Origin of the sequence: Roseburia sp. AF25-13LB (assembly GCF_003478915.1) — a bacterium.
Lineage (GTDB): Bacteria > Bacillota > Clostridia > Lachnospirales > Lachnospiraceae > Roseburia_C > Roseburia_C amylophila.
In genome coordinates, this window is sequence record NZ_QUFO01000003.1 from 283764 (window position 1) to 306485 (window position 22722).

Annotated in this window: 18 protein-coding genes; all 18 read left to right on the top strand. The window is 39.5% G+C overall.

Going from position 1 to position 22722, the window contains the following annotated elements:
• Positions 1–11 precede the first annotated feature (11 nt).
• The 18 genes from DWY37_RS06620 to spoVT all read left to right on the top strand — a co-directional run bounded on the left by DWY37_RS06620 (position 12) and on the right by spoVT (position 22692).
• Positions 12–956: a GTP-binding protein gene (locus DWY37_RS06620; protein ID WP_118541208.1), complete on the top strand. Its 945-nt coding sequence runs from the start codon at positions 12–14 to the stop codon at positions 954–956.
• A 442-nt stretch (positions 957–1398) separates the two neighbouring features.
• Positions 1399–2616, top strand: coding sequence for an aspartate aminotransferase family protein (locus DWY37_RS06625; RefSeq protein WP_118541206.1), 1218 nt, complete (start codon positions 1399–1401; stop codon positions 2614–2616).
• Positions 2617–2828: 212 nt separating this feature from the next.
• A complete protein-coding gene (locus DWY37_RS06630) occupies positions 2829–3434 on the top strand; it encodes a cytidylate kinase-like family protein (RefSeq protein ID WP_022243674.1) in 606 nt (201 codons plus the stop codon).
• Positions 3435–3446: 12 nt separating this feature from the next.
• A complete protein-coding gene (locus tag DWY37_RS06635) occupies positions 3447–4970 on the top strand; it encodes an APC family permease (RefSeq protein WP_118544408.1) in 1524 nt (507 codons plus the stop codon).
• An 86-nt stretch (positions 4971–5056) separates the two neighbouring features.
• Positions 5057–6241 (top strand): iron-containing alcohol dehydrogenase, encoded by a 1185-nt coding sequence (locus DWY37_RS06640; protein ID WP_118541204.1) that lies wholly within the window; start codon positions 5057–5059, stop codon positions 6239–6241.
• A gap of 109 nt (positions 6242–6350) precedes the next feature.
• A complete protein-coding gene (locus DWY37_RS06645) occupies positions 6351–6914 on the top strand; it encodes a helix-turn-helix domain-containing protein (protein WP_022243671.1) in 564 nt (187 codons plus the stop codon).
• An 872-nt stretch (positions 6915–7786) separates the two neighbouring features.
• Positions 7787–9178, top strand: coding sequence for a magnesium transporter (gene mgtE, locus DWY37_RS06655; protein WP_117697221.1), 1392 nt, complete (start codon positions 7787–7789; stop codon positions 9176–9178).
• A gap of 32 nt (positions 9179–9210) precedes the next feature.
• Positions 9211–9918 carry a YjjG family noncanonical pyrimidine nucleotidase gene (locus tag DWY37_RS06660; RefSeq protein ID WP_022243669.1) on the top strand — a complete coding sequence of 236 codons (708 nt, stop codon included), beginning with the start codon at positions 9211–9213 and terminating at the stop codon, positions 9916–9918.
• Positions 9919–9946: 28 nt separating this feature from the next.
• Positions 9947–10888 carry a helix-turn-helix domain-containing protein gene (locus DWY37_RS06665; RefSeq protein ID WP_117697219.1) on the top strand — a complete coding sequence of 314 codons (942 nt, stop codon included), beginning with the start codon at positions 9947–9949 and terminating at the stop codon, positions 10886–10888.
• 227 nt (positions 10889–11115) lie between these two features.
• Positions 11116–12393: an ABC transporter substrate-binding protein gene (locus DWY37_RS06670; protein ID WP_118541202.1), complete on the top strand. Its 1278-nt coding sequence runs from the start codon at positions 11116–11118 to the stop codon at positions 12391–12393.
• 55 nt (positions 12394–12448) lie between these two features.
• Positions 12449–13336, top strand: coding sequence for a carbohydrate ABC transporter permease (locus DWY37_RS06675; protein ID WP_117697215.1), 888 nt, complete (start codon positions 12449–12451; stop codon positions 13334–13336).
• Positions 13337–13339: 3 nt separating this feature from the next.
• Entirely contained in the window at positions 13340–14197 is an 858-nt protein-coding gene (locus DWY37_RS06680) for a carbohydrate ABC transporter permease (RefSeq protein WP_022243665.1), read from the top strand.
• 124 nt (positions 14198–14321) lie between these two features.
• A complete protein-coding gene (locus tag DWY37_RS06685; RefSeq protein ID WP_158575658.1) occupies positions 14322–16949 on the top strand; it encodes a GH36-type glycosyl hydrolase domain-containing protein in 2628 nt (875 codons plus the stop codon).
• A 4-nt stretch (positions 16950–16953) separates the two neighbouring features.
• Positions 16954–19248, top strand: coding sequence for a hypothetical protein (locus DWY37_RS06690; protein WP_147403584.1), 2295 nt, complete (start codon positions 16954–16956; stop codon positions 19246–19248).
• A 181-nt stretch (positions 19249–19429) separates the two neighbouring features.
• Positions 19430–19996 carry a hypothetical protein gene (locus DWY37_RS06695; protein ID WP_117697207.1) on the top strand — a complete coding sequence of 189 codons (567 nt, stop codon included), beginning with the start codon at positions 19430–19432 and terminating at the stop codon, positions 19994–19996.
• A gap of 51 nt (positions 19997–20047) precedes the next feature.
• Complete coding sequence (locus DWY37_RS06700) at positions 20048–20575, top strand: hypothetical protein (RefSeq protein ID WP_118541196.1); 528 nt, start codon at positions 20048–20050, stop codon at positions 20573–20575.
• Between the two features lie 15 nt (positions 20576–20590).
• Entirely contained in the window at positions 20591–21940 is a 1350-nt protein-coding gene (locus DWY37_RS06705) for an MATE family efflux transporter (RefSeq protein WP_330417565.1), read from the top strand.
• Positions 21941–22143: 203 nt separating this feature from the next.
• On the top strand, positions 22144–22692 hold the full coding sequence (gene spoVT / locus DWY37_RS06710; protein ID WP_022243657.1) for a stage V sporulation protein T: 549 nt from the start codon (positions 22144–22146) through the stop codon (positions 22690–22692).
• Positions 22693–22722 lie beyond the last annotated feature (30 nt).

Genomic DNA, 22722 nt, shown 5'->3' on the forward strand with positions numbered 1-22722 from the left:
GGAAGACAAACATGGTAAAAATCGACTTAATTACCGGCTTTTTAGGTTCCGGTAAAACAACATTTATAAGAAAATATGCCCGGTATCTGATGAAACAGGGCATGAATATTGGAATCTTGGAGAATGACTATGGCGCAGTAAATGTGGACATGATGCTGCTGCAGGATTTGATGGGAGATAACTGTGAGCTGGAAATGGTAGCCGGAGGCTGTGATAAGGACTGCCACAGAAGACGTTTTAAGACAAAGCTAATCGCCATGGGCATGTGCGGATATGACAGGGTGCTGGTGGAGCCATCCGGAATTTTTGATGTGGACGAATTCTTTGATGCATTGCGGGAAGAACCGCTGGATCAGTGGTATGAGATTGGAAATGTAATTGCAATCGTAGATGCCAAGCTGGAAAAAGAGCTGTCTGATGAGGCAGATTTTATTCTGGCATCAGAGGTGGCAGATGCAGGCTGCATTCTATTAAGCCATGCTGATGAAGCTACAGCAGAAGAAATGGATGCAACGGTTGCACACATCAACGAAGCCTTGGAGAAGATTCACTGTAAGAGAAGACTGGGAAAAGAGATTCTGCGTAAGAGTACACCGCAGCTTACTTCGGAAGATTTGCATCGGATTATGAGCAGTGGCTATGTAATGGAAAATTATGAGAAAATGGATCTGGAGGAACACTCCGGCTTTGAGTCACAGTATTTTATGAATGTACCTATGACGGCAGAAAAATTGCAGAAGGTCGCAAAAGAAATCTTAGAAGACAGCTCCTGCGGAGCAGTATTTCGGATTAAGGGATTTATAAAAGCAGAAGATAATTCCTGGATACAACTCAATGCTACCCACAACGGAGTGCGGATGGAACCGATTCAGGAAGGTCAGGAAGTCATTATTGTAATCGGAGAGCATTTGCGTCGGGAAAGAATTGATGCATATATCGGAGTAGAGAGTGTATAAAGACAAAACGATACTATAGTGTACGAATGAATAATACAAATGTACAATATAATACACAAAGTAACACAATATATTCTATTAATTCTAACGAACAGACTGAAAAAAGCAGAAAAAATAGGAAAATACAACTTTTTGTAAAAAAATATTGACAGAGCAAAAAAGACGTGATATTGTATAACTGTTCAAAATAATAGACAAACAAAAGCGAAGGCGCTTACCAATCGGTAAGTGCCTTTTTTACTTTACAGGAAATTGCTTTCCTGTAAAGTAAAAAACGCTCCGCGAGGATGCGCACTGTGGCGTATAAGGTAGATGTCGCAAGCGACCGACGCAGGCGCGAGAATGTGCCGAGGCACATTCATTGTTCCGTCGATTGAACAAAACAAACCGGTTTAAAGAGAAAACAAAAAAGAGTAAAGAATATGTCAAGGAGGATTCGATTATGAAATTAAAAGACACAGGATTAAGCGTACAGGACATTAAGGATAAAGTAAATAAATATATGATTGAAACATATGAGCGTTTCGATTTCCTGGCAGAGACAGCAGAAGGAATGTATTTATATGATGAAAAAGGAACACCATATCTTGACTTCTATGCAGGAATAGCAGTTAACAATGCAGGAAACCGCAACCCGAAAGTTGTTGCAGCAGTAAAAGACCAGGTAGACGATATCATGCATACCTTCAACTATCCATATACCATTCCACAGGCACTGTTAGCAGAAAAAGTTTGTAAGACTCTTGGCATGGATAAAATTTTCTATCAGAACTCCGGAACAGAAGCAAACGAAGCAATGATTAAAATGGCCCGTAAATATGGAATTGAAAAATATGGTCCAAATAAATATCATATCGTAACTGCAAAAATGGGATTCCATGGAAGAACATTTGGAGCAATGTCAGCAACCGGTCAGCCGGGAAATGGATGCCAGGTAGGATTCGGACCAATGACTTACGGATTCTCCTATGCACCATACAATGACCTGGAGGCATTTAAAAATGCATGTACCGAAAATACAATCGCAATTATGATTGAGCCGGTACAGGGTGAAGGCGGAGTACATCCGGCAACCATGGAATTCATGAAAGGCTTAAGAGAGTTCTGTGATGAGAAAGGAATGCTCTTATTATTAGATGAGGTACAGACCGGATGGTGCAGAACCGGTGCAGTAATGTCTTATATGAATTACGGCGTAAAACCGGATATCGTATCTATGGCAAAAGGTCTTGGTGGTGGAATGCCAATCGGTGCAATCTGTGCAACAGAAGAGGTTGCCAAAGCATTTACACCTGGTTCCCACGGAACAACCTTTGGTGGACATCCAATCAGCTGTGCCGCAGCCTTAGCTGAGGTAGGAGAGCTATTAGACAATGACTTAGCTGGAAATGCAAAGAAGATGGGAGATTATTTCTCAGCAAAATTAGAAAAATTACCACATGTAAAAGAAGTAAGACATCAGGGCTTATTAGTTGGCGTGGAATTTGATGATACCATTTCCGGTGTAGATGTAAAACATGGCTGCTTAGACAGAAAGCTTCTGATTACAGCCATTGGTGCACATGTCATTCGTATGGTGCCGCCACTTATCGTATCCGCAGAAGAATGCGACAAGGCATATGCAATCATTGAAGAAACGGTAAAATCACTGGAAAAGTAAGAAATTTAGGAATCCGTGTCCTTCAAACCGGGCACCGGAAGAATAACAGAAAGATAAAAATAAGAAATAGAAAAGACGAGGATGTCACAGAAAATAAGTGCGCCCTCGTCTTTTTTATGCAGATAGTTGTCAGGCATCCATACGAAGCTGTCAGTGGCAGGTTCTGCAGATGAGAAAAAACGCATGTATATACATTAAGGAAGGGAAGCAAAATGGAACATCTTGTTATTACAATAGGATGCGAATATGGCGCAAAAGGAAATCAGATTGGGAAAAAGGTTGCACAGGATTTGGGCATCAAGTTTTATGACCGTGAAACGGTAGATGAGATTATCAAAGAAGTAGGAATTCCCAAAGATATTATGGAAAAGGTAGAAGAAGGAGTGACCATTGCCGGTAAAGGAGCAGAAGGCGATGTCAGGGGCTCTTTCTCCAAATACGCTGATTTGACAGAACGTGCAATTCACGTCCAGAAAACAATTATTCGAAAACTCGCAGCAAGAGAGTCCTGTGTGATTATAGGACGTTCTGCTGATTATATTTTAAAAGAACAGAAACCAATATTACGCATTTTCATTTATGCACCGGACGAAATCCGGATAAAGAATGTAATGGAAAGCCACAATCTTTCGGCAGATGATGCAAAATTGCTGATTGTGGAAAAAGATAAACGTTATCACAAAAGACATATGGCACTGACCGGAAGCAATCGTGGAGACAGACATAACAGGGATATGCTGATTAACAGTGATTTACTGGGTGTGGATGGAACTGCACAGTTGATTGAAGAAGTAGCCGGAAAAGTATTTCAGGAATAGGAGGTAGTAAATATGGAACAGAAGAAAACAGAATTCAATAAAGTATTTAATGCCTGGGATATTCTTGTCATTGCATTTGGTGCCATGATTGGATGGGGCTGGGTCGTATCCTCCGGTGGCTGGATTCAGAAAGGCGGAGTTCTTGGAGCAGCTCTCGGATTTGTTCTTGGTGGAATCATGATATTCTTTGTGGGATTGACTTATGCAGAACTTACAGCAGCCATGCCACAGTGCGGTGGTGAGCATGTGTTCAGTTACCGTGCAATGGGCTCAAATGGTTCCTTTATCTGTACATGGGCAATCGTTCTGGGATATGTCGGAGTTACCTGCTTTGAAGCATGTGCATTTCCAACGATTCTGACCTATCTCTGGCCGGGATTTTTAAAGGGATATCTTTATACGGTAGCTGGATTTGATATCTATGCTTCCTGGCTGATTGTAGCAATTATCGTTGCATTTTTAATTATGATAATAAACATTTTTGGAGCCAAAACAGCAGCTATTTTACAGACCATTCTTACTATTATCATTGGTGGAGCAGGGATTTTGTTGATTGTCGCATCCGTCATCAATGGAAGTGTGGATAATCTTAACGGACAGATGTTTGCCGGCACATCAACCGGAGGTGGAATCAAGGCAGTACTCAGTGTTGCGGTGTTATCTCCATTTTATTTTATCGGATTTGATGTTATCCCACAGGCGGCAGAGGAAATCAATGTTCCACCGAAGAAAATTGGAAAAATGCTGATATTATCTGTTGTACTGGCAGTGCTGTTTTACTCGCTGGTTATCATTGCAGTAGGTCTGGTATTAAAGCCGGATGCCATTGCAGCATCACAGACAGGAACCGGTCTTGTAACCGCAGATGCCATGGCAGTAGCGTTTAAAACATCGGTCATGGCAAAAGTAATTATTGTTGGTGGAATGTGCGGAATCATTACTTCCTGGAATTCCTTTATGATTGGTGGTTCCCGTGCTTTATATTCCATGGCAGAATCCTATATGATTCCAAGAACTTTTGCAAAACTTCATCCAAAGCATAAGACCCCGTTAAATGCATTAATCCTGATGGGAATTCTTACGATGTTAGCACCGTTTGCGGGACGTGTCATGATGGTATGGATTTGTGATGCAGGTAACTTTGGATGCTGTCTTGCCTATTGTATGGTATCCATTTCATTTCTGATTTTAAGAAAGAAAGAACCGGATATGCCTCGTCCGTATAAAGTGCCTGGTTATAAATTTGTGGGTGTAATGGCGGTCTTAATGTCAGGATTTATGGTATGCATGTACTGCATTCCGGGAACCGGCGGCAGCTTGATTCTTCCGGAGTGGTTGATGGTTGGAGCCTGGAGCTTGCTTGGAGTTGTATTCTTTGTAATCTGTAAAAAGAAATACAAAGAGTCCTTTGGCAGTCTGGTACAGCTTATTTCAGATGAAGATGCAGCAACATTGATGCCGGAGGCAGATGATGTGGAGCTGGATCAGGTAATCGATGTGGCAATCGACCGTGTATTGGCGCGGATGGCAGGATAATGGAATGTATAGAGTGAAGAAAGCAGAATATAGAAAAGTCGAGTAGTAAGTTCTGAAAATACCGACAGAAAATGAGAGGAAAAGCTATGAACGAATTTAATTTTTCAGTACCACAGAATATTATCGTAGGAAGAGGCTCTATGGCAAAACTTCCGGAAATTGCAAAAAAAATGGGTGGAAAGCATGCATTTATCATATCCGGACCGCATCTTAAGAAGATGGGACTGGTGGAGAAAGCGGCAGAATCTTTAAGAGCCGAAGGAATTTTGGTAGATGACTTTACGGATATCGAAGGAAATCCTTCCGTTACAACCGTGGAAGCAGCGACAGAAGCATTTCAGGCTTCCGGGGCAGACTTTATCGTAGCTTTTGGCGGCGGTTCTCCGATGGATGTAGCAAAGGCAGTCGGTGTAGTAGCAAAATACGGTGGAAGCATTACCGAATACGAAGGGGCACATAAAGTGCCGGGCAAAATTATTCCATTGGTGGCACTACCGACTACAGCAGGAACCGGTTCTGAGGTAACAGCATTTTCTGTAATTACTGACCACAGCAGAGACTATAAACTGACGGTATTTTCTTATGAACTGCTGCCGGCATATGCTATTCTGGACGCAGACCTGATTACAACGGCACCAGCCAGTGTGGCGGCAGCCTGCGGAATTGATGCATTTATCCATGCAGAAGAGGCGTATATTTCAACTGCGGCTTCTCCATTTTCCGATGCCATGGCAGAAAAAGCAATGGAGCTCATCGGAGAAAATATCCGGAGATTTGTGGCAAACCGCACCGATGTGGAGGCGGCAGAGGCAATGATGGTAGGCTCACTGTTTGCTGGAATTGCATTTTCTTTTGCAAGACTTGGAAATGTACATGCCATGAGCCATCCGGTCAGTGCATTTTTTGATGTGCCACACGGAGTTGCCAATGCAGTATTGCTTCCGGTAGTAGCGGAGTATAATGCCTTAGCTGACCATGGAAGGTATTATAAAATTTATAACTACATCAGTGAAATTCCGGCCTATGAAGATGAATTTGAACCGATGATGTTAGTGGATGCCATCCGTTCCTTATGCAAAGCCATCGGAATTCCGGCAAATCTTACGGAAGCCATCAATCAGGCAGGCAAAACAGGAGGCATCAGCCGGGAGACCATCGAAGAGAAAATAGAAGCAATGGCAACAGATGCCATGAAGAGCGGCAATATTGCAGTGAACCCACGGTCATCCCGTCAGTGTGATATAGAAATGTTATACCGCAAGGCACTGTAAAACAGATATCTTTATCAAAAACATCGGTTAATATCATAAAAATTTGATGCGAAAAGTTTGATGTAAAAAATTTGAAGTGGAAGTTTCAAATGGAAAGCGAGGAAAATGTATGGATTACCTGTCACACAATGTATCGGAAAATTTAAAGAGACTGCGTCAGTCCAAGGGGATGAGTCTTGATCAGGTGGCAGAGCAGACCGGTGTAAGTAAGAGTATGCTGGCACAGATTGAAAAGGGAACGGCAAATCCATCATTGGGTGTGCTTGGAAAGATTACAAGCGGACTGCGGATTGAATTTCAGACTTTGATTGAAGCTCCCCGTGTGGATTTCTGTCTGGTGAAGCCGGAAGAAATGATTCCAACCAAGGAACTGGAGGGACAGTATAAGGTCTTTACCTGCTTTCCATTTGAGGACTCCCAGTCCGTAGAAATCTACCGGATTGACGTAGAGCCGGGCGGTGTATACACCAGTGGAAGCCACGGCGAGCGGACGAGAGAATATATTACGGTAATTGACGGCGCGCTGACCATAGAATGCCATGACCACAGCCAGAAGGTGGAAAAGAGTCAGGTCTACAAATTTGAAACAGACCAGCCGCACATTTACCGGAATGAAGGAAGTGAGCGGGCAAGCTGTATGTGCTTTTTCTTAGACTATACAAATATTCGATAAATATAGCAGGCAATTGCGAAAGAGAGATAGATTTTGCACGGAAAATATTACGTTGATTCACAGAGGATTATCTTTATCCGATATGAAATGCCAACAGTTCTTAGAATGCGGGTTTTTCTTGCTTGTAAACTGTCTTTCCGCTTGCTTTGTCAGAATCGCTGCACTGTCCGTCGAGAGCAGATGCCACATAAAGCCTGCAAGGGGCACTGGGAATTTCGATATAATTATAATTTCATCTGGCAACCGGCACAAATTCACATCCATGTTCAATTGCACCTCGCTGGTACATCCCTGTACCAGCGTTGCCCGTTGCCAGACGAAATTCCAAGTGCCCCTAACAGCCCTTATCAGGCATCTGTACTTCGGCGAACCGTACAGCGATTCTGACAAACATTGGAAAGACTGTTTTTATAACCAAAAGAAAACCCCGCATTTTAGAACTGTGGTATTTCGTAGCGAAAGAAAATCCACTGCGAATCAACGTAATATTATTGTGGCAACTCTTCTCAATCCCTCATTCACAATTGCCTGGAATATTTATGGAAGAAATAGAATAAAAATATATATTTTACAAAGATTATACAAATATCAGACAAAGCAAATCTTGACTTGATTCATTCCGAGGATTAGAATGGAAAAAGAGAATGAATCAGGAGGTGAAATGCATGGACAGTTGCGACAGTACTGGGCGAAGTAGTATCTGCGGTAGCAGACAGAAGATGATTTTGGCGCAATTGGCCATGGATTTCTGATAAGAATCCAGACAGGACAATTGCTCTTTTTACGCTGGAAATGCGCTGTGTGTTTCCTGTAATTGTGAGGGTATCATCTGTGCTGCTGCTGCAGGAAAATGATGTAAGGAGGCAGAAGCAGTGGACGAGAAATTAAAAGAGCAGAATTATGTAGAAGAGTTAATAGAGATTATCCGCAGTACAAAGAGTAATGAGGAATTGCGGGATAAATTATCCGATTATCATGAAAATGATATTGCGGATGCATTTGTGCGTCTGGATGAAGAAGAACGAAAGAGATTGTACCCAATCCTGGGAGCGGAACAGGTTGCGGAAATCTTTACTTATATTGATGACCCGGATCTATATCTGAATGAATTGGATCTGGATAAAGCGGCACGGGTTATTTCCTACATGGACTCCGATGATGCGGTAGATGTCTTAGACGAACTGGATGATTCCAAGCAGGCACAGCTGGTAGAGTTGCTGGATGAAGAATCCAGTCATGACATTAAGATGATTCAGTCCTATGAGGATGACGAAATTGGTAGCAAGATGACTACGAACTTCATTGTGATTAAGAATGATCTTACCATCCGGCAGGCTATGCGGGAGCTGATTCGTCAGGCGGGAGAAAATGATAACATTTTGACAGTTTATGTTACTGATGAAGCTGGCAAATTCTATGGAGCCATCGATTTAAAGGACTTAATCATTGCTCGTGAAAATAATGCACTGGAAGATATCATCAGCACATCCTATCCGTATTTGCGTGATCATGAACAGATTAGTGAATGTATTGAGCGAATGAAGGACTATGCAGAGGACTCCATTCCGGTACTGGATGAAAATGATGAAATCTTAGGTGTTATCACATCTCAGGATATCGTAGAAGTTGTGGATGATGAGATGGGTGATGACTACGCAAAGTTAGCAGGTCTGACCGCCGAAGAAGATTTACAGGAAACGCTGATAGAGAGTATGAAGAAACGTCTGCCATGGCTGATTATCTTGCTGGTACTTGGCATGGGCGTATCTTCTGTAGTTGGAATTTTTGAGACCGTTGTAGCCGTAATTCCAATTGTCATGTGTTTCCAGTCGCTGATACTTGACATGGCAGGAAATGTCGGAACACAGTCGCTGGCTGTAACCATTCGTGTACTGGTAGATGAAAATCTTACGTCAAAACAGAAGCGTCATCTGGTAGGAAAGGAAATGCGTGTTGGATTTATGAACGGACTTTTTCTGGGGATACTGGCATTTTCCTTTATCGGATTATATGTCTGGCTGTTAAAGAATAATCCGGTGATTCATGCGTTTATTATTTCAGGATGCGTGGGTCTTGCACTGATGATAGCAATGGTAATATCAAGCCTTGTGGGAACATTGATTCCAATGCTTTTTCATAAGATTAAGATTGATCCGGCAGTGGCATCCGGCCCATTGATTACCACAATTAATGACCTGGTAGCAGTAGTAACCTATTATGGATTAGTCTGGCTGCTGTTGATAGATGTATTGCATTTTGCATAGCATAAAACCTTAGGATGATGAGGAAATAAAGGATGAATAAAATCCAGAATATAAAAGTCCTTTTTTGGGATATTGATAATACACTGCTTGATTTTGATGCGGGAGCAGAAGATTCCATGAAACAGGCATTTGCAGATTTGGGGCTGGAGTTTAAACCGGAAATGTTTAATGTTTTTCAGGAAGAAAATCATATTATCTGGGACAAAATCGAAAAGGGTGAATTATCAAGGGAAGACCTTCCCTATGTCCGCTGGCAGATTATATTAAAACGGCTGGGATTAAAAGCCGATGGTGTGGCAATGGAGCATGTGTTCCGAAGCTATCTTCATAATAGTGCAGTGCCGGTGAGCGGTGCATTGGAAACATTGGAAGCTTTAGCAGGAAAATACATATTCTGTGCAGCAAGCAACGGACCGTATGAGCAGCAGCTAAACCGCCTGGAACGAGGCGGCATGCGTAAATATTTTACACATTGCTTTGTTTCGGAAAAGGTTGGCGTAGAGAAACCGAGCCTTCGTTTTTTTGAAAAATGTATGGAAGAATTGCCTGGAATTGAACCGGAAGAATGCCTGATGATAGGTGATTCCCTGACAGCAGATATTGCAGGAGGGCATGCTGCAGGACTTAAAACCTGTTGGTATCATCCGGAAGATGCCATAACCAATGAAAAATTAAGAGAGTTAGAGCAGCAGGCAGATTACAGAGTAGAAAAATTGGTGGATTTGACAAAAAAATTATAGCTTGGATGGGAGAGATTAACAGGAGAAAATGGAAGACAGGAAAGAAATTATAAAAATCAAAGAGCCCATATCAACTGCAAATAAGTTTCACTCTTCGGAGCTTTTTTATATTGAAGAGGCAAAATTACCGTTCTCAGCAGGAATTTATACTTTAGCGGGGTGTGCGATGCACTGGCATCATTCATGGGAAATTTTGTGCCAGTTAGAGGGTGAAGCATATGTAAGATTTGGTGGGGAGAAGATTATTTCAAGACCAGGCGACATCACGGTCATTTCTGGGGAAGAACCACATGAAACGGAAAAAATTACAAAGCGACATAAAATATTGTTGTTACAGTTTCAAATGGAACCTGTTTTACCCTATTTTTCTGTGGCAAAGGAATATCAACACATTCCAAGTATATTATTAGATCCGTTTCGAAAAGTTGGACATTTTAATTTGAGAAGTAAAAAAGTAGAATCCATTATGTGGAAAATAGAGGGAGAATATAAAAAGAAGATTTTGGGATATGAGATTCGGATACCTGCGTATATTATGGAACTAATGGTATACTTTATGCGAAATGATTATATTTGTGCCAGAAGACCTGCGACAGAAGTTATGATAGCCTTGGAAAAAATCAGACCTGCGTTGTCTTACATAGAAGAAAATTATCAAAATCATATAGAGTTACAAAATGTAGCAGAATTGTGTTGCATGAGTATGTATACATTTTGCAGAGTGTTTAAACAGGCAACAGATTATACATTTGTAGAGTATTTAAATCATATCCGATTAAAATCTGCAGAAAAATTATTGCTTTCCACAAAACTCCCCATCAGTGAAGTGGCATATGAATCTGGTTTCTCAGGATTGAGCTATTTTAACCGGAAGTTTAAGGAAGTATATTCTATGGGACCAAGCAGATACCGTAAAATAAGTGGAAATGAAGAATTAAACTGTGAGGGTTATCATCATTCCAGAATTTAAAATATAGTAGTATATAAAGGAGACGAAATATACAAAATGTGATTAGTATATTTCGTCTTTTTTTAATTAAAAATGTCTCACGCAAAATAGTGCAAAAATAAAGCAAGAATGAAATTGAATCATGAATATAAAATCGTTATATTAAAACTACAAAAAGCAAGGAGAATAAAGTAAAAGGCGCCAGGGGAGAAGAACAAAAAAGTATTAGTGTAAAAGGAGGAAAAAGAATGAAGAGATTAGTTGCAGTACTTTTGTGTATGACAATGGCAGTATCAATTACAGCTTGTGGTAACTCTGAAACAGAAAATAACAAAGTAGCAGGAACAGAAGCCGGAGATAAACCGGAAAGCATTAGCGTTATTTGTACAACCGACGAAGAAGGACTTTATGAGTATGCTGGAAAGAAGTACGAAGAAATGTATGGTGTAAAAGTAAATCTGATTTGTCAGTCCTATGATAGTACACACGAAAAAATTACTACAACATGGACCGGTGGAGGCAATGCGGATGTTTGCTATGTAGATATTCCATGGGTTGCAGAATTTGAAAGTAAGGGAGTAACCATAGACTTAAGTGAATATATGGATGAAGATGTAAAAAACAGTTTGATTGAGAGTTCGTTAAATCAGATGATTTATAATGGAAAAACAGAAGCAATTCCGTTTGCAAATGGTGGAAAATGGATGTTTTATAATAAGCAGATGTTAGCGGATGCTGGATATGAGGAGCCACCAAAAACATGGGATGAATTAAAAGAAATGTCTCAGGATATGATGGATAAAGGCATTTGCAAGTATGGTATTGCATGGGGAGCATCCCAGGCAGAAGGTTTAATTTGCGATTTGACAACCATGATATACAGTTTTGGTGGAACGTGGCAGAAAGAAGACGGTTCATTTGACGTTAACAGTGAAAGTGCAAATAATGCAGTACAGTTCATGTATGATTCTATGCAGGATGGATGGGCAGATCCGGCATCAATTACCTATACGGACAGAGATTGTTTGGATCCGTTCATGGCGGGAGACACAGCATTTGTTATGAATTGGGCTTATGTGTATGGATATGCAAATAATCCGGAAAATTCTACTGTTGCAGGAAATGTAGATGTATGTTTAATGCCTGGAACTGATAAAGCAGAAAGTGCTTCAGTGACTGGTGGCGGTGGCTTCGGAGTATTATCTACCTCAAAATATCCGGAGTATGCATATAAATATATTGAGTTATTTACGAGTGAGGATATTCAGAAATATGCTTATGAGAATTATAATGTACTGCCGACAATTGATGCATTATATAAAGATGAGAATCTGGTGGCTGAACATGAAGAGCTGGCTAAGTTTTATCCGCAGTTTGCAACAGCATATCCAAGACCTCAGCTTGCTGATTATAGTGAGTGGTCTAATACAGTACAACCATTATTTTCAGCAGCACTGTCAGGTTCAACTTCAATAGAGGATGCACTAAATCAGGCAGAAGAAGTATCAGAAAGTTTTGTGAATTAAATAGAGAATGGCAGGTAGGTAAACTGCCTGCCATTTTTAATATGAGGGTAAGAATATGAAGAGGAAGAATAAATCAAGTATATCACAAGCAAGAACTGCTTATGGAATGATTACTCCGGCCATGCTGATTATCATGGGATTAGGATTATTTCCTGTTTTGTTTACATTGTGGTTCAGCTTAAATGATGTAAATCCAGGTAGTCTTGCAACGAAATTTGTTGGATTAAAGAATTATGCAGAAGTTATGAGTACCCATGCATTTTGGAATTCTTTAAAAATTACTTTATATTTTTCAGTTGTATCAGTGATAATTCAGATTATATTGGGAACACTTACAGCATTATTGCTGAATCAAAATTTTAAGGGAAGAGGCTTTGTGCGTGGAATTATTCTGATTCCATGGGCAGTGCCAACGATTGTAAATGCAAATTTGTGGAAATGGATTTTTAATGCGAACGCAGGAATTTTGAATAAAGTATTATTAAAATTACATTTGATAGATGAAAATATAGTCTGGCTTGGAAGTGGTAAGCTTGCAATTAATATGATTATATTATCAGATACATGGAAGATGCTTCCACTTGTTATCATTATGCTGCTTGCAGGACTCCAGACCGTGTCTAATGATGTAAAGGAGGCATCAATTATAGACGGGGCAAATGCATGGCAGAGATTTAAAGTAGTGTATTTTCCTGCATTAAGGCCAATGTATATAGTGGTTCTTGTTTTGCGTACAATTCAGACGATTCGAGTTTTTGATATTGTATATTCGTTGACGTCAGGTGGACCAAATGACAGTACACAGGTAGTAAGCTTTTATGCGTATCATGAAATCTTTGATTACTTACATTATGGTAAAGGTTCGGCAATATGCGTAATTATAGCAGTTGTTATATTGTTATTGAGCCTTCTTTACCTGAAAGCAGGAAAAACGGAGGATTAAGATATGAATCGAACGGTAAAGAGAAGAATAGGAAGGATATTATTATATTTGGCAGTGATATTATTGGTTCTTTGGACGCTATTGCCAATTATCTGGATGTTTATATCCAGTATCATATCAGAAAATGAATTGTTAAGTAGTGACAAAATACTGCCTACATCAATTACCTGGGAACGATACAAAATGTTATTGTGGGATAAAAATCCAACAAAACAAGTTGAAGTATTCCGAATGGCAATAAAAAACAGTTGCATTGTTGCGGGTACAACAACAGTAATTAGTCTTGTATTAGGTGCAGTGGCATCCTATGCGTTTGCAAGATTACGCTTTCGAATGAAAAAACCAATGTTATTTGGAGTAATGTTTTTTCAGCTGCTACCACCAATTGCATTGGTAATACCGTATTATATCATGATTAGCCGGATGGGGTTGCTGGATCATTTGGGAACATTAATATTAATTAATACAAATGCAGTTCTTGCCTATGTAATCTGGGTCTTGAACGGATATTTTAAATCGGTTCCATTTGAACTTGAAGAAGCAGGACGGGTAGATGGTTGTAGTTGGAATCAGGTGTTTTGGAAAATTATTATGCCGACAGCATTGCCGGGATATGTTGCAGTAGGTGTTCTTGCATTCCTTATGGCATGGGATGAATTTCTGTATGCATTAATTTTTACTACATCAAAAACTTCGAAGACATTAACGGTTGCGGTATCAGAGTTTGGAACAAAGTATGGAATTGATTATGGAATGATGATGACTGCAGGATTGCTGGCTACAGTTGTACCAATGGTATTAGCACTAATTTTCCAAAGATATATTGTAGGAGGATTAACGGCAGGAGCGGTTAAGGGTTAAGAAAAAGGAGTAAAGAATGGAACACGGATTTAAGTGGAATTTTATTGACAAAAAAGGGACTTTTGTTTGTGAAAATGCCCGGGAAGTAAATCAATTATACTTTCCTATATGCAATGAGGCTGGAATGAAAGCATCGGTGACACCCTGCTTAAATGGAGATGCCAAAAAGAATCAAAATGAATTTTTGTATCTGCCAGTTTCAGTAGAGGACTTACATAATAATCGTTCTGGAAGAAATTTCTGGGTTTATACAAAAGAGCAGGGAGCATTTTCTGTGGTGGGAAATTCTGCAAGACAGAGAGCGGAGCATTGCTTTAAAGATGAAGAAAAATGGAATAAAATAGAGTGCGGTTTGCTATATCACAGCTTGTATTATGCAATCCCTGAATTGAAATTAAACTGTATTTTTACAACGTTTTGTCCGGCAAATGAGGATGTAGTAGAAATTAACAGGGTTATTCTGGAAAATTACGGGTCAGAAATTCTGGAATTTGTGCCAACAGCGGCATTTCCTATTTTTGGACGATCGGCAGATAATTTAAGAGATCATAGACATGCAACATCACTGATGCAGAGGATAACATTGGAAGAAAACGGGATTGTTGTAAAGCCAACGATACACCATGATGAAAGAGGTCATGAACCGAATGATACAAGTTATTTTGTATATGGATCAGATGAAAGCGGGCAGGCAGCAGTAGAAATGTTCCCTACAGTAGAGGAGTTTATTGGAAAGGGAGGAACATTGGACTGGCCTGGAACAGTAGTAGAAAATAGTATACCAGAACATGATATGACATATCGGAAAGATGGTATGGAATGCATTGGCGCAATGCGTTTTGCAAAGGTACGGTTAGCACCAGGCGAGAAAAAAGAATATATTATCTGCGCTGGAATTACTGAAAAAGAAAATTTTAACAAGGAGTTTGAAAAGTATAACAGTAAAGAAAAGGTTGAAGCTGCGTGGAAACAAAATGAAGAGCATTGGAATGGAGAAGCTGACAAGATAAAATTTCAAGGCAATTCAGATAAGTTTGATGGCTGGTTAAGGTGGGTAAGTATACAGCCTGTTTTAAGAAAAATATATGGTTGTTCATTTCTTCCATATCATGATTATGGAAGAGGTGGTCGCGGGTGGAGAGATTTGTGGCAGGATTATCTGACATTATTATTACAAAATCCAATGCGGGTTCGAAGTGTTTTTGTTCATAACATGAAAGGTGTCAGACTGGATGGAAGTAATGCAACTATTATTTTGGACGGTGAGGGCAATTTTCAGGCAGACAGAAACAAAATATCCAGAGTTTGGATGGATCATGGTGTCTGGCCATTATTTACACTGTTGTTATATATGAATCAAACTGGAGATATTTCTATTTTAGATGAAGAAGTGTCTTACTGGAAAGATGCACAAATTGAAAGAGCGAAAAGGATTGACACAAATTGGAAAAAAGAAGATGGAAATAGTCAAAAGACAAAGGATGGTGAATGTTATACCGGAACAATATTAGAGCATTTACTTTTAGAAAATTTAATTTGCAGCTTAAATATTGGAGAACACGGGAATATAAAGCTTGAAGATGGAGATTGGAATGATCAGTTGGATATGGCTCCGGATAAAGGGGAAACAATACCATTTACGGCTTTTTATGGAAAAAATATATGTGATATAGCAGATTTACTTGAGATTCAAATAGAGAAAGAAGACCGAAAAACGATTTCTGTATTTGAAGAAATGGAAATACTGCTTGAGGGATTAAAGGAAAAGGAAACCCAAAAAGAAGTGGAAGTATTAAAGAAATATTATGAACACATAAGATTTGGAATAAGCGGAAAAAAGAAAAAAATACCGGTTTTAGAATTAAAAGATATGTTGCGCTGGAAAGGAAAACAATTATTGCAGCAGGTCCGAGAAAATGAATGGATTGAATTATCATCAAAAGAAGGCTTTTTTAATGGTTATTATAACAATGATGGAAATGCAGTTGATGGAATTCTTGGAGATGGAAAATTGCGATTTGGATTGACAGCCCAGACCTTTTCTATTATGTCAGGGGCGGCGACGGATGAACAGGTTCAAAAAACAATCCATGCTGTAAATAATTATCTTCCGGATAAAAATACCGGAGGAATCAGGCTGACGTTACCATTGGGAGATAATACCTGGAATTTTGGAAGAGGATTTGCACTTATTTATGGAGAAAAAGAAAATGGTGGCATGTTTAGCCATATGACAACTATGTATGCTTATGCGTTATATAGCAGAGGGTATGTAAGGGAAGGTTATCAGATTATAAAATCTATTTATGAACTTTCTACAAATACACAAATAGCACAAATATATCCTGGTGTGCCGGAGTATATCAGTAGCAGAGGAAGGGGAATGTATTCTTATGTTACTGGTGCAGGAAGCTGGACAATTTTTCTAATGCTGACACAGGTATATGGTGTGAGGGGAAAGCTTGGAGACTTATTAATTGAACCAAAACTAGTAAAGGAGCAGTATGATTCCGGTGAAGTTTTAACAGTAGACACATTATTTGCGGAAAAAGAAGTATGTGTTTCTTTTTATAACAGAAAATATTTGGATTATGGAGAATATCAGTTGGGAGAACTTAGCATAAATGGAGAAGTATGGAAGAATCAGATAAATAGTACCTCTGTTGTGCTACATCAGGCTGAACTGGAAGAAAAGCTTATAGCAGGTAGAAAAAATCAAATTTGTATCGAATTAGTGGAAAGGAAGGGATGATGTGATGGAACTTAAATTTCCGGTAGGATTAGAAAAAAATGAAGTTTTAATAGAAAGGGACGGAATAAAAATAGAAGTACCGTGGCCGGTTCAGATTCAGATTTTAAAGGAAAGAAATAAGAAAGCAAAGTATGATGTTATAAGAAGTGAAAAAAACATTCATATTGCAGAAGCAGACGTAGAAGTAAATAAAGAAAATAGATTTCATATTATTGATATGTGGGAACAAAATACAAATAATATAAAACTGAGTAGAAAGGTGGCCTGTATTTCAGCAGAAAAAGAGACTGCTATCCGGATATCTACGGAATTCCATTGTAAATCAAAACATGCAAAAAATTTTGACGATTATCAATTTGTAATACCGGGTGCTTTTTATAATAAGAATGATACAGACCAGAATGGACAGGATGATTATCTTGGAACTTTTGAGCAGGATTATAAGGATGATAGAAATCCAAATTTGTCAGTGACAGGATTTGCAAAAAATGACAAGCAATTTATTTCACTAATTCGGGCAGATATTCCAAAGGTGGATACTACAATAACCAGAAAACAGATAGCAGAAAGGCATTTTGTTCATAATACAGATATTGGATCCCTGGGAATTGCACCATCTGCAAATAGAATGGAAGAATTTTTGTTACGTTGTGATTATCCATTTTATGAGAGAAATTCATTTTGCTTAAATGTAGATGGATCGGAGTGGGCTGCATATCGAAAGATAAAACAGGGAGAAGAATTGGAAGTTTCATATATACTGCAGTTTGGAGAAGCTGAAAATCTGACAGAAGCATCGTGGAAGACGAGCGTATTTCAGATGGAACGAATTCTTAATGATGATATCAGACATCCATTTAGTCTGGAAGAAACAATACCATACAGAAGAGACTTATTACACAATAGCTTTAGAGATTTTCCAGAAAAGAAAAATCATCCTTGTGGTTATGTGTGCCATTTCTCACCAAGAGAAAAATATGGAAATCAGAATGTACTGGAATATGGATTTTCTGGAAATCAGACTATGGTTTGCTATGAAATGCTTCGGGCTGCAGAAGAAACAGGAAAGGAAGAATATAGGGAACGGGCATTAAAAACAATACAATTTTTTGTGGAACACTGTATTGCAGAAAGTGGTTTGCCGAATGCAATGTACAGTGTAGAAAAAGAAGAATTTGTTTATTGGTGGACTGGCGTATTAATGCCATTTCAGTATTCGGAAAACAGGAAAGAATTAGAAAAATTTCTGGGGAATCAGGTCGTAGGTGCAATGATGGGAATTGCAGAAAAATTAAAAGGAACAAAAGGAAATTATTGCCGGACTATGACGGAGGCTATGTATTATTTAATGCTCTGTTTTCTGGAGGAAAAGGAAAATGGAACATTACATAAAGACTGGCTGGATGTAGTGGTTGCATTTTGTGATAAAATGATTGAAATTCAGAATACAGATGGCTCCTGGTATCGGGCATATACGATGGAAGGTACTCCAATGACATATCCGGAAGAATGGTTTGGAAGTAATGTGATAGAGCAGGGGTCAGGAACAATTTTTCCGGGAGAAGTATTAGCATTAGTACATGAATACACCGGTAATGAGAAATATAGAAGTGCATTGTGTAAAGCTGCTGATTTTATTATGGAACATTATGTAGAAGATGTTTTATATCTGGGAGGATTAAATGATACAACGCATAAAAAGTCTGTAAAGATAGATGCTGTTGGAGTAATGTATAATATGCGGACATTGTTGTTGGCATATGAAACTACCAAAAAAGAACGATATTTGTATGGCGCAAAATCAGCAGCACAGATTCTTGCATCATGGACTTATCTTTGGGATATTCCGTTTGATGAAAATACACTTCTTGGAAAGAATGATTTTGGAACAACTGGCTGGGCAGGGTGTGATGTTATTCCGGGATGTAGCTATGTGGACGATGAATTTGTAGAATTCGTACCAGATTTAATGCGAATTGCAGAGTATAGCAGAAATAAAAAACTGGCTATATTGGGAAAAATTGTAACATTAGGAATGCAGCACGGTTTATCTATGCCACAAAGAATGTATGGATATACAATGCCTGGAATTCAGTGTGAAGGATTTCTGACATCCTTATGGCTTTCTGATACAGATGATTTGGAATTTTCGGGAGCTGTAGCAAAAAATAAAGGAGATGATAATGATACTTGTAATGGACTGATAAATGGTCAGGCACTTTACAATCTCGATTCATTAAAAAGAAGATATCACACATTAGAGTTTGATAAAATAATTGAGCAGATATTTGCCGAGTAAAGTTATTATGCCTCATAGACATTTTATGCGTCTATGAGGCATTTTCTATAGAAGCCGGTATCGTGCCGATTAGTATCAGCAGTGCTCCCGGAATTTCAAAAGGAGTCAGAGTTTCGTGCAAAAGCAGAACAGCAAAGATAACAACCGATAGTGTTTGACAGAATAAGCAGTGTTCATTACAATGTTTTTAGAAAAAAGAAATGGGGGAACAGAGATGTTGGAATGTGAAATTGAAATCGGAAAAGAAGAGCGGGACGCGCTGCTTGAAATCGCTTTGAATTCGAAGGAGTATCGAAAGAAAAGAAAAGCGGAAGCAATAAAATTTTCAATTCTGATTGTAGCTTGTATTTTGATTATAATATGGAGAGTAACAAATAGCGATACAAGGCTTGTTGTACTTTGCTCACTCCTGGCTGCATATAGTCTTTTTATGATATGCGGAGGAAGCAAGCTGATGCAGAAGACGGTATTAAAGAAATCTGTTACAGCAATGGATAAAGAACTAAAATCCGGTTATCGGAAGTATACTTTCAGTGAAGATGGAATTCTTTTAAAATCAGAAGTTTCAGAAGGAAATACTGCATGGACACTTTATAAGGATTGGGAAATCTATGGAAATTACATCTGCATCAGGAATCTGTCGAATGAAAATGTTCTTGTAAAACAGGATAAATTGTCGGCAGAAGAAAGGACATGGCTGATTGATTTACTGACCCGTCATCTGGGAAAAGCAGTAAATGAGAAATGAATGGAAAGAAAATAAATAAAAAATAGACGAAAAGAAAATGGGGGAACAGAGATGTTAGAATATGAAATTGAAATCGGAAAAGAAGAGCAGGATGCGCTACTTGAAATAACTTTGCAATCGGATGGATACCGGAAGAGAAGAAAAGTGGTAACGATTACTTCTGTGATTATGTGCATAATCTGTCTGCCGTCCGGAATGTTAAGCTTTATGCTTGGCAGGGCAGAAATGGGTTCACTTTTTATGATTCTATGGGCAGCTTTTCTATATTTTGCATGCGGCGGCAAAAAGGTACAGCAGAAAGCAAGACTTAAGAGATTTTATGCAAATGCACAGAAGGCACTGGTAAGTGGCCACCGCAAGTATATTTTCAGTGAAGAAAGCATCAGCATAAAATCAGAAATAGCGGAGGGTGTGAATCTGTGGACTGCCTATAAGGACTGGGGATTCTATGAAAATTATATTTATATCAGAAATCTGTCCAATCAGGTGATTCTGGTAAGGCAGAGCGAGCTGTCAGCAGAAGACCATGCATGGCTGGTGGATTTGCTGACCCGTCATCTGGGCGCAGCGCTGGCTTAGAGGAAGCAGAATGAAATGGTGGAACGGAATCTTACTACAGGAAGTGTATTTAAAAATGTAATTATATTTTCGCTGCCATACCTTTTATCTTATTTTTTACAGACATTGTATGGAATGGCAGATTTATTTATCATCGGGCAGTTTGAAGGAGTTGCCAGCACTACGGCGGTATCCATTGGCTCACAGGTCATGCATATGATAACAGTTATGCTGGTGGGACTTGCCATGGGAACAACGGTCAGCATCGGACAGGCGATTGGAAGCAAAGATAAGAAACGGGTGGCAGAAGGAATTGGAAACACGGTAATCCTATTTATGGGAGTTGCCCTTGTGCTGATGACGGTGCTGCTCTTGCTGACAAAACCAATTGTAATAGTAATGTCTACACCGCAGGAAGCAATAATGGGAACGATATCCTATCTTACCATCTGCTTTATCGGGATTCCTTTTATTACAGCATATAATATTATCAGTGCAATTTTCCGTGGTATGGGTGACAGCAAGAGTCCGATGTACTTTATTGCCATTGCATGTGCGGCAAATATTGTCTTGGATTATGTATTTATCGGCGGCCTGCATCTTGGACCGGCAGGTGCAGCTCTTGGAACCACTTGTGCCCAGGCAATCAGTGTAGTTATTTCCCTGTGTATGATTATCAGACAGCGGAAAGAATTCTCTTTTAGCAGAAAAGATTTCAGACCGAACCGAAATGTAATGGGACAGATTTTAAAAATCGGTATTCCCATTGCATTGCAGGACGGTTTCATTCAGGTGGCATTTATGATTATCACCATCATTGCGAACCAGCGTGGATTAAATGATGCAGCGGCTGTGGGAATCGTGGAAAAGATAATAAGCTTCCTGTTCCTGATTCCGTCCTCCATGTTATCAACAGTATCTGCACTTGGTGCACAGAATATCGGAGCGGGAAAGAGGCAGCGTGCCAATGAAACACTGCGCTATGCTGTGATGATTACAGTGGGCTTTGGAATTATCGTAGGAATCTTCATGCAGTTCTTCGCCAGTCCGGTGGTGGCGTTATTTACAGATGCATCGGATGCATCAGGAGCGGAAGTGGTACGTCTGGGAGGTCAATACTTAAGGGGATATGTCTGGGATTGCATGTTCGCAGGAATTCATTTCAGCTTCAGCGGATATTTCTGTGCCTGCGGCAAATCCGGCATCTCATTTTTACATAATATCATTGCAATTACACTGGTAAGAATTCCGGGCGTTTATCTGACTTCGACTTTATTCCCGGATACCTTATTCCCAATGGGACTGGCAACGGCAGCAGGCTCCCTGCTTTCCGCAATCATCTGTGTTGTTGCATTTACAATCTTAAACCGGAAGGAAAAATCATGAAGCCGTTAATTTTGTTTGCACTGCCAGTACTGTTTGGTTGCAGCTATTAGCCAAAAATGAAAAAAGATTGATTTTGGCTAATAAAAACACCAGTGATTTAAAAATGTAAATACGAGGAAGGCTTGCATAATTCCTCCTGTTTTCCACATACTACCCATACAGCACAAAAATGGAAAGTATGTAGGAAACAGGAGGAATTTTTAATGAAAGCAACAGGAATTGTACGTAGAATAGATGATTTGGGGAGAGTTGTAGTGCCAAAGGAAATCCGCAGGACACTGCGCATCCGGGAAGGTGACCCGCTGGAAATCTTTACAGACCGGGAAGGTGAGATTATTCTTAAGAAATATTCACCGATTGGAGAACTGAGCCAGTTTGCCGGACAGTATGCGGAGAGCCTTGCGCAGAGCACCGGGCATCTGGTATGTATTACCGACAGGGACCATGTGATTGCGGCTGCAGGAAACGGAAAGAAGGAATTCGAAGGAAAACCAATCAGCAGGCAGTTAGAGGAACTGATCGAAGACCGGAAAAATATTCTTGCACAGCAGGGAGACAGCAAATTTGTACGAATTACCTTAGATGATACCGGTAACTATCATGACCAGGCAATCAGCACGATTATCTGTGAAGGAGATGCCATCGGAGCAGTTGTTTTATATGAGAAAAATGAAACTGCAAAAATGGGAGAAACCGAAAGCAAGCTTGCTATTACAGCGGCGGGATTTTTAGGAAGACAAATGGAACAGTAGCCTTGTATCTTTTTATGGAACAGTGTAAAA